Annotated in this window: 6 protein-coding genes; 4 read left to right on the top strand and 2 right to left on the bottom strand. The window is 37.5% G+C overall.

Annotated elements, in window-relative coordinates:
- Positions 1-397: 397 nt before the first annotated feature.
- Positions 398-1,084 carry a DUF4294 domain-containing protein gene (locus tag ML462_RS12045; RefSeq protein ID WP_262914761.1) on the bottom strand — a complete coding sequence of 229 codons (687 nt, stop codon included), beginning with the start codon at positions 1,082-1,084 and terminating at the stop codon, positions 398-400.
- 140 nt (positions 1,085-1,224) lie between these two features.
- Between ML462_RS12045 and ML462_RS12040 the strand changes: the two genes are divergently transcribed.
- The 4 genes from ML462_RS12040 (at position 1,225) to ML462_RS12025 (ending at position 6,161) form a co-directional block, all read left to right on the top strand.
- Positions 1,225-2,313: a M42 family metallopeptidase gene (locus ML462_RS12040; RefSeq protein WP_240714070.1), complete on the top strand. Its 1,089-nt coding sequence runs from the start codon at positions 1,225-1,227 to the stop codon at positions 2,311-2,313.
- A 128-nt stretch (positions 2,314-2,441) separates the two neighbouring features.
- Positions 2,442-3,524, top strand: coding sequence for a DNA topoisomerase IB (locus tag ML462_RS12035; RefSeq protein ID WP_240714069.1), 1,083 nt, complete (start codon positions 2,442-2,444; stop codon positions 3,522-3,524).
- Positions 3,525-3,564: 40 nt separating this feature from the next.
- Positions 3,565-5,487, top strand: a complete 1,923-nt coding sequence (locus ML462_RS12030; protein ID WP_240714068.1) for a DUF294 nucleotidyltransferase-like domain-containing protein — start codon at positions 3,565-3,567, stop codon at positions 5,485-5,487.
- On the top strand, positions 5,484-6,161 hold the full coding sequence (locus ML462_RS12025; RefSeq protein ID WP_240714067.1) for a 3'-5' exonuclease: 678 nt from the start codon (positions 5,484-5,486) through the stop codon (positions 6,159-6,161). The genes ML462_RS12030 and ML462_RS12025 overlap by 4 nt, the downstream gene beginning before the upstream one ends.
- Here the strand turns inward: ML462_RS12025 and ML462_RS12020 are convergent.
- A complete protein-coding gene (locus ML462_RS12020) occupies positions 6,158-6,874 on the bottom strand; it encodes a hypothetical protein (RefSeq protein WP_240714066.1) in 717 nt (238 codons plus the stop codon). The two genes, ML462_RS12025 and ML462_RS12020, sit on opposite strands and share 4 nt — an antisense overlap.
- Positions 6,875-6,916: the final 42 nt, after the last annotated feature.

Here is a 6,916-nt window from a genome sequence, read left to right as displayed (position 1 = left end):
CTCCAAAGCGGGTGCAAATATAAAACGACTTTTCTTCGCAAACCAAATAAATTCAGAAAAAAATTTATTTAATTTTTGATAGCTAATAACTCGCTATACCCCATTCCCAGTACTTTCAGTGAACTTCCCACCTCCTCTCGAAAGCGGCTGCAAACATACAACGACTTTTGCTCTCCAACCAAATAAAATTTGAAAAAAATTTTATTTAATCCTTAAGACCCTTTATCGCCTCGCAACCCTTACCATCTCTCGTGTCAGTGAACATCGCCTTGCTCTCAAAGCGGCTGCAAATATACGTCAACTTCTTTCTTTCAGCCAAACAAAATCTTTGGTTTTTTTGGAAAAATTTAAGGTTTTTAGTTATTGCACTGGAAGACAGTGAAAAAGACTGGAGAAGTTAACTGCTTTTTTTGGAAGTCACACTATTATTCCACTTATCACTCAAATCAAGGTACTCAAAATCCAGGGCACTTTCCTGCCTTTCCAATATATTATCACGGAAAGATCGTTGCAATATATCTTCAATTAGGAAATCTTCCTGATTGGTTTCCGGATGATATTCCTCCTTTAAGGATATATCGAACATGCTTGCTGTAGTATTATACCAGAATGCTCTCCACCCACTTTTAAGATCCTTTACCAGGTCAAAGGTTGTAATGCCGGTTTGCCTGTGGATTAACTTAACCAGGATTTGTCCTTCTGTCCTGGTGAGTTTCTTTAATTCAGCAGAAAATTCTTTCTCGATATAATCCTGGACAATCTTGGTGTATTTCTTCCTGTCTCTTTTCGATTTGATCTGATCTAAACGCGAATTGAGGTCTACTAGTCTTTCTGAAGCCAGTTTAGCATAAGGATAAACTTTACGGGTTTTTCTACGAAGGATCAAATAACGCTTTCTATCCTTCATACTGTTGAATTTCAGCTTACGTAACAAGACAACTTCCTCCAGGTCTATCATTTCCCTGGGTATAGAATCACCGGCAATGATCATGTATTGTTTCTCAATAGAATCGGTCTCAACGCTATCCTTAGGGAAAATCTTTGTTGATTTCTGCCCAATTGCATTGAAACTTACCAATACCATTAATATGTATATATACCTAATCACTATAATTTAATTCAATCGTTTGTTCATTGATTTAAACCAAAATCATTCCAAAATTAATCATTCGCAAGTTGTCACCAATCTAAAACTTTTTAAATTCGTGAAAATAATTCTGAATAATGAAGAAAAGCAAGATACTAGACAAAAAATCGATGGAGTTCCTGGAGAACTACCTTAATAATGCAGCACCAACCGGATATGAAGCCAAAGGTCAGAAATTATGGATGGAATACCTGAAACCTTACGTGGATGAATTCATTACCGACACCTATGGAACTGCCGTTGGAGTGATTAATCCTGAAGCTGAATATAAGGTTGTAATAGAAGGACACGCCGATGAGATCTCCTGGTATGTCAATTACATTTCAGACGAAGGTCTTATATATGTAGTTCGCAACGGTGGTAGCGACCATCAAATCGCTGCTTCCAAAAGAGTGAATATCCACACCAAAAAAGGAATTGTAAAAGGTGTTTTTGGATGGCCTGCTATTCATACCCGCGATAAAGAAAAAGAACAGTCTCCTAAAATGGATAATATCTGTATAGATGTTGGTTGCTCTAATAAAGAAGAAGTTGAAAAGCTAGGAGTACACGTTGGTTGTGTGATCACTTACCCGGATGAATTTTTTGTACTGAACGAAGATAAATTTGTTTGCCGTGCACTTGATAACCGAATCGGCGGATTCATGATCGCTCAGGTTGCTAAGCTATTAAAGGAAAATGGTGAAAAATTGCCTTTCGGATTATACATTACAAATTCGGTTCAGGAAGAAATAGGTTTAAGAGGCGCTGAAATGATCACCCATAGAATTCAGCCGAATGTTGCAATAGTGACAGATGTAACTCATGACACCACTACTCCAATGATCGAGAAAAAGACCAACGGACTGAATAAGATTGGTGACGGACCGGTTATTTCTTATGCTCCAGCGGTTCAGAATAAATTGAGGGAATTAATCATCGACACTGCCGAGGAAAAGAATATACCATTCCAGCGTCATGCTTCTTCGAGATTTACCGGGACAGATACCGATGCCTTTGCCTATAGTAACGGAGGGGTACCTTCTGCCTTAATATCTTTACCATTAAGGTATATGCATACTACGGTGGAAATGGTGCATAAGGATGACGTAGAAAATGTGATCAACCTTATCTACGAATCACTTTTAAAAATTAAATCAGGTGACAGCTTTAGCTATTTCGAATAGGCTATACGATTCCTAATAAATTCATAAACTCCCTGAAATCAGGGAGTTTTTTATTTTCATTGGCTGAAGTTTCACAAATCTTTAAATGTACCCCATAGTTATTCCGCTTATATTTAAATAAAAAATCTATGACGCTGTCGCCTGATGATGTAGAAACGGTAATGAACGATCCGCATGAAGCGGTGAAATTGGCCAATCTCAGATATGTTTCCGAAAGCCACCTCTCAATAATTAGAAAAAAAGTGGGGCGTGGTTTCGCTTATTACAAAAAGGAGGAGAAAATTTCAGACTCCAAAACCATAGACCGGATAAAAGGCCTGGTGATTCCACCGGCATGGAAAAATGTAAGAATCACTCATCTTCCCAATGGGCATCTTCAAGTAGTGGGTAGAGACGAAAAGGAGCGCAAACAGTATATGTATCATCCTACCTGGTCAAAGATCAGGAATCAAACCAAGTTTTTTAAAATGACTTCCTTCGGAAAAATGCTGCCGAAGATTAGAAAACAGGTTGATAAAGATCTTAATCTTGAAGGGATGCCAAAAAGAAAAGTTCTTGCATTGGTAATCCGACTTATGGAAGAAACTCATATTAGGGTAGGAAATCATTACTATGCAAAGAATAATAAAACCTACGGTCTTTCCACCTTTAGAACCAGGCACGTAAAAACCTTTAAAGACGGATTGAAGTTTGAATTTATTGGCAAAAAAGGTAAAGAGCATTCGATAACAGTTGAAGATCAAAGGCTGGTAGAATTGATCAATCAATGTGAAGAGATCCCTGGCTGGGAACTCTTCAAATTCTATAATGAAAATGGAGAAAAGCAAAGTATAGATAGTGGGATGATTAATGAATATATCCATGAAATTAGTGGCGATATGTTTTCGGCTAAGGACTTCAGGACCTGGTCTGCCACTAAGATCTTTTTCGAAACCTTACATGAAATAGGATATACCGAGGATGAAAAGCAAAACAAAAAGAATATCTTGATAGGATTTGATGCTGCTGCTGAAGGACTTGGAAATACCAGGTCTGTTTGTAGAAGCTATTATGTACACCCAAAGGTTATTGAAACTTATGAAACTGGAGAGATCAAACCTTATTTCAAGAAAGTGAACAGGGATATTGAACCGGAATATGTGCAACTTTCAGAAACTGAAAAGGCCATCTATAAACTGATAAGCGATTATAAAATTGAAATTGAGGATTAATAATATTCCATTTTTGTCATTTTTCAGATAAATTTGGTCTATGACGAATTCTATTGCCATAAGGATTGCCGACTTTTTAGCCGACTTCCCCCCTTTTTCCCTTCTTCATCGGGCCGAACTTGACAAGATTGCTTCGGAAATAAAGGTGATGTATTTTGAACAGGGACAAACTATTTTTTCAAAAAATGAAAAGGTTCATGAGTATTTCTACATAGTTCAGAAAGGTGCAGTAGATCTTCAAAAGGCAGATAACGGACAGGAACCTGAGACGATTGACAAATGCGATGAAGGCGATGTATTTGGCTTAAGACCGCTTTTTGCCAAGGAAAATTACCAGATAAACGCGATCACCGATGAAGAAAGCGTGATCTATGCCATACCCCTGAATGTCTTTAAACCTTATACCATTAGCAATTCTCAGGTTGGTAATTTTCTGATCGAGAGTTTCGCCTCTAATACGAGAAATCCATATTCCAATGAACATCGTGGAAAATTAATCGCAGACGAGGACGATATTAGCCTTAAGAAGGAAGCTCATTTTGAATTACAACCAATCCCAATCGTAAAGAAAATGGTCACTGTTTCTCCTGAAACAAGTATTCAAAAGGCAGCTACACTGATTAGCAAAAGAAAGGTTGGTTCTGTAATTGTAGTTGAAGATAAAAAACCGGTAGGTATAGTTACGGATGTTGATTTTAGAGAACTGGTTGCAACCGGAAGGTTTACTATCCAGGATTCCATTGCTGAAATAATGAATTCTCCGGTAATTTGTTATTCCAAAAATTTAACGATCTCCCAGGCCCAATTAACCATGATGAAGCATAACATCAATCATTTATGCATCACTAAAGATGGGACTCCAAACACAAAAGTTAAAGGTATAGTTTCTGAACATGATATTATAGTTTCCCAGGGTAATAATCCTGCCGTATTGATGAAAGCTATTAATCGTGCTAGCAGTACCAAAAAACTAAAAAGGATCAGGAATAAGATCATGATCTTGCTTAATGGCTATTTAAAAAGCAACATTCCACTTTCACATGTTTCCAATATTATTTTCGAGCTGAATGACGCCACCATTAAGCGTACTATTAAAAGGTGTATTGATAAAATGGATTCACCTCCACCGGCGAAATTTGCCTGGATGTCGCTAGGTAGCCAGGGAAGAAAGGAACAATTACTTCATACAGACCAGGATAATGCATTGGTATTTGAGGATGTTCCTGAAGAAAAACTTGCTGAAACGAGAGCTTATTTTCTTAAGCTAGCCACCAAGGTCACCAAAAGACTGAATATTATAGGCTACGAATTCTGCCCGGCAGAGATGATGGCCAGAAATCCGAAATATTGCCTCTCACTTAGCGAATGGAAAGAGCAATTCTCTGAATGGGTGACAACCTCAGGAAATGATGAGATCCTGCTTTGCCAGATCTTTTTCGATTTTGATATTTCCTATGGTGAAGTAAAACTCACCAATTCCGTTTCAGACCATATATTTGAGATCTTGAAAGGCAATAGTAATTTCCTGAACAGATTGGCGGCACAAGCCCTGAGAAATCCTTCTCCGTTAGGCTTTTTCAGACAGTTTTTAGTTGAACAGGATGGAGAGAAAAAAGACCTGTTCGATATCAAAAAACGTGGAATCATGCCTCTTACCGATGCTGCCAGATTGCTTATTCTCGAACACCGGGTAAAAAATATCAGCAACACTTCAGAAAGATTTGAAAAACTAGCTCAACTGGAACCAAACAATAAAGAGATCTACAAGGCATGTGCTTATTCATCCAGAGTAATGATAAAATTCAGAACAAAACAGGGCTTGAAAAATAAAGATAATGGTAGATTCATCAACCTCGAGGACTTAAGCAAGGAAGATAAGATAAAACTTAAACGCTGCTTTAAGACTATTAAAGAGATACAGGAGTTGATTAAAGTTCGTTTTCAAACGACTTATTACTTATGATCTGGAACATATTCAATAAAAAACCTATAGATGAGAACCTTCCGGAGTTCTGGCAGAATTATGCCAGAAGTTTTGAAGAGAAACTCCCTGAGGATATCTCGAAAATCAGGTTCGTTGTTTTTGATACTGAAACTACGGGATTTGATTTTGATGAGGACAGGATCTTAAGTATAGGTGCAGTTAGAATAGAAAATAATAGTATCGAGATAGGTGACAATTTTGAGGTTTTCCTGGAGCAATCAAGATTTAATCCCGAAACCGTAAAGATCCATGGCATTATTCAGAATGAAAAGTTTGAAAAAGTACCCGAACTAGAAGGCCTGAAGAATTTTCTAAACTACGTTCAAAATTCTGTTCTGGTGGCCCACCACGCCGGATTTGACTTTAAAATGATAAACCGTGCCCTTAACAGACACGGTCTTCCCAAATTAAAAAACAAAGTTCTGGATACTGCGGTTCTTTATAAAAGCACCCGTATTGCTACAAATCTTATTAACAGGGATAAGATATACTCCCTGGACGAGATCGCTGAAGCTTATAATATAGAACTTACAGACCGGCACACCGCCTCGGGCGACGCATATATCACCGCAATAATTTTTATGAAACTACTGGGTAGGATCAACAAAAAAAATAAATTGGGCATGAAAGATCTTTATAAGATCAAAAATTAATAGGTTTCATAATATTCCAGGAAATCTATGGCATCTGCTACTTCCTTTATTTTATTCTCATCAAGAAAATCCTCGCCCCTGTCATCAAGGTTAAGATATTTTTCAAAATCCCTGTTTTTAATTTTTACAGATTCCAGCCTGGAATCTCCCTTGGCCAGGTAATAATTCATATCTACTTTGTAATGAGCTGTCTTAGCCTTACTGTAGCCTGAGGATTGCTTTTCGGCTTTTCTTACAGAAATACTGGGCAGCCCCATGAACTTAACCTTATCTCCTTCAAAATACTTTACGTAATACCCTTTTTTCCAACCTTCTTCCGTAAGCAGGTTCATCCAGACATATTCATACCCTTCAAGCATATACCTGGTAGATTGATCCCTGGGAAGAGTAATCACTTCATCATTCTCATCTACCTTGATCTCTATTTGATTCGACAGAACATTATACCTTAAAAGAACTGGCATCTCTTTTCCACGGGACAGTATTTTTCCCATTCTGAATTCATCGTCTAAAAACGGGCTTCCGGAAAATTTTTCTTTTGACATGTTTGGATGCCTGGATAAATTATCCATTTCATTCAAAAAATCCAGCGTGACTTGAGTTATCTCACTGGGATTATTTGTTGGTGGAGGTGGTGGCGCCCCATTGGTACCAGATTGTGCATTAAGAAATCCTGAAAATAGCAAAATTGCCGGCAAAGTAAAATTCTTCATAAATGAAATTTTTTAGTTGTAACCGTTATAATCAAATAATAT

It is taken from the genome of Christiangramia lutea (genome assembly GCF_022489035.1).
Lineage (GTDB): Bacteria > Bacteroidota > Bacteroidia > Flavobacteriales > Flavobacteriaceae > Christiangramia > Christiangramia lutea.
Note: the sequence above shows the minus strand (reverse complement) of the source record. Positions and strands in the feature narration are given on the sequence as shown.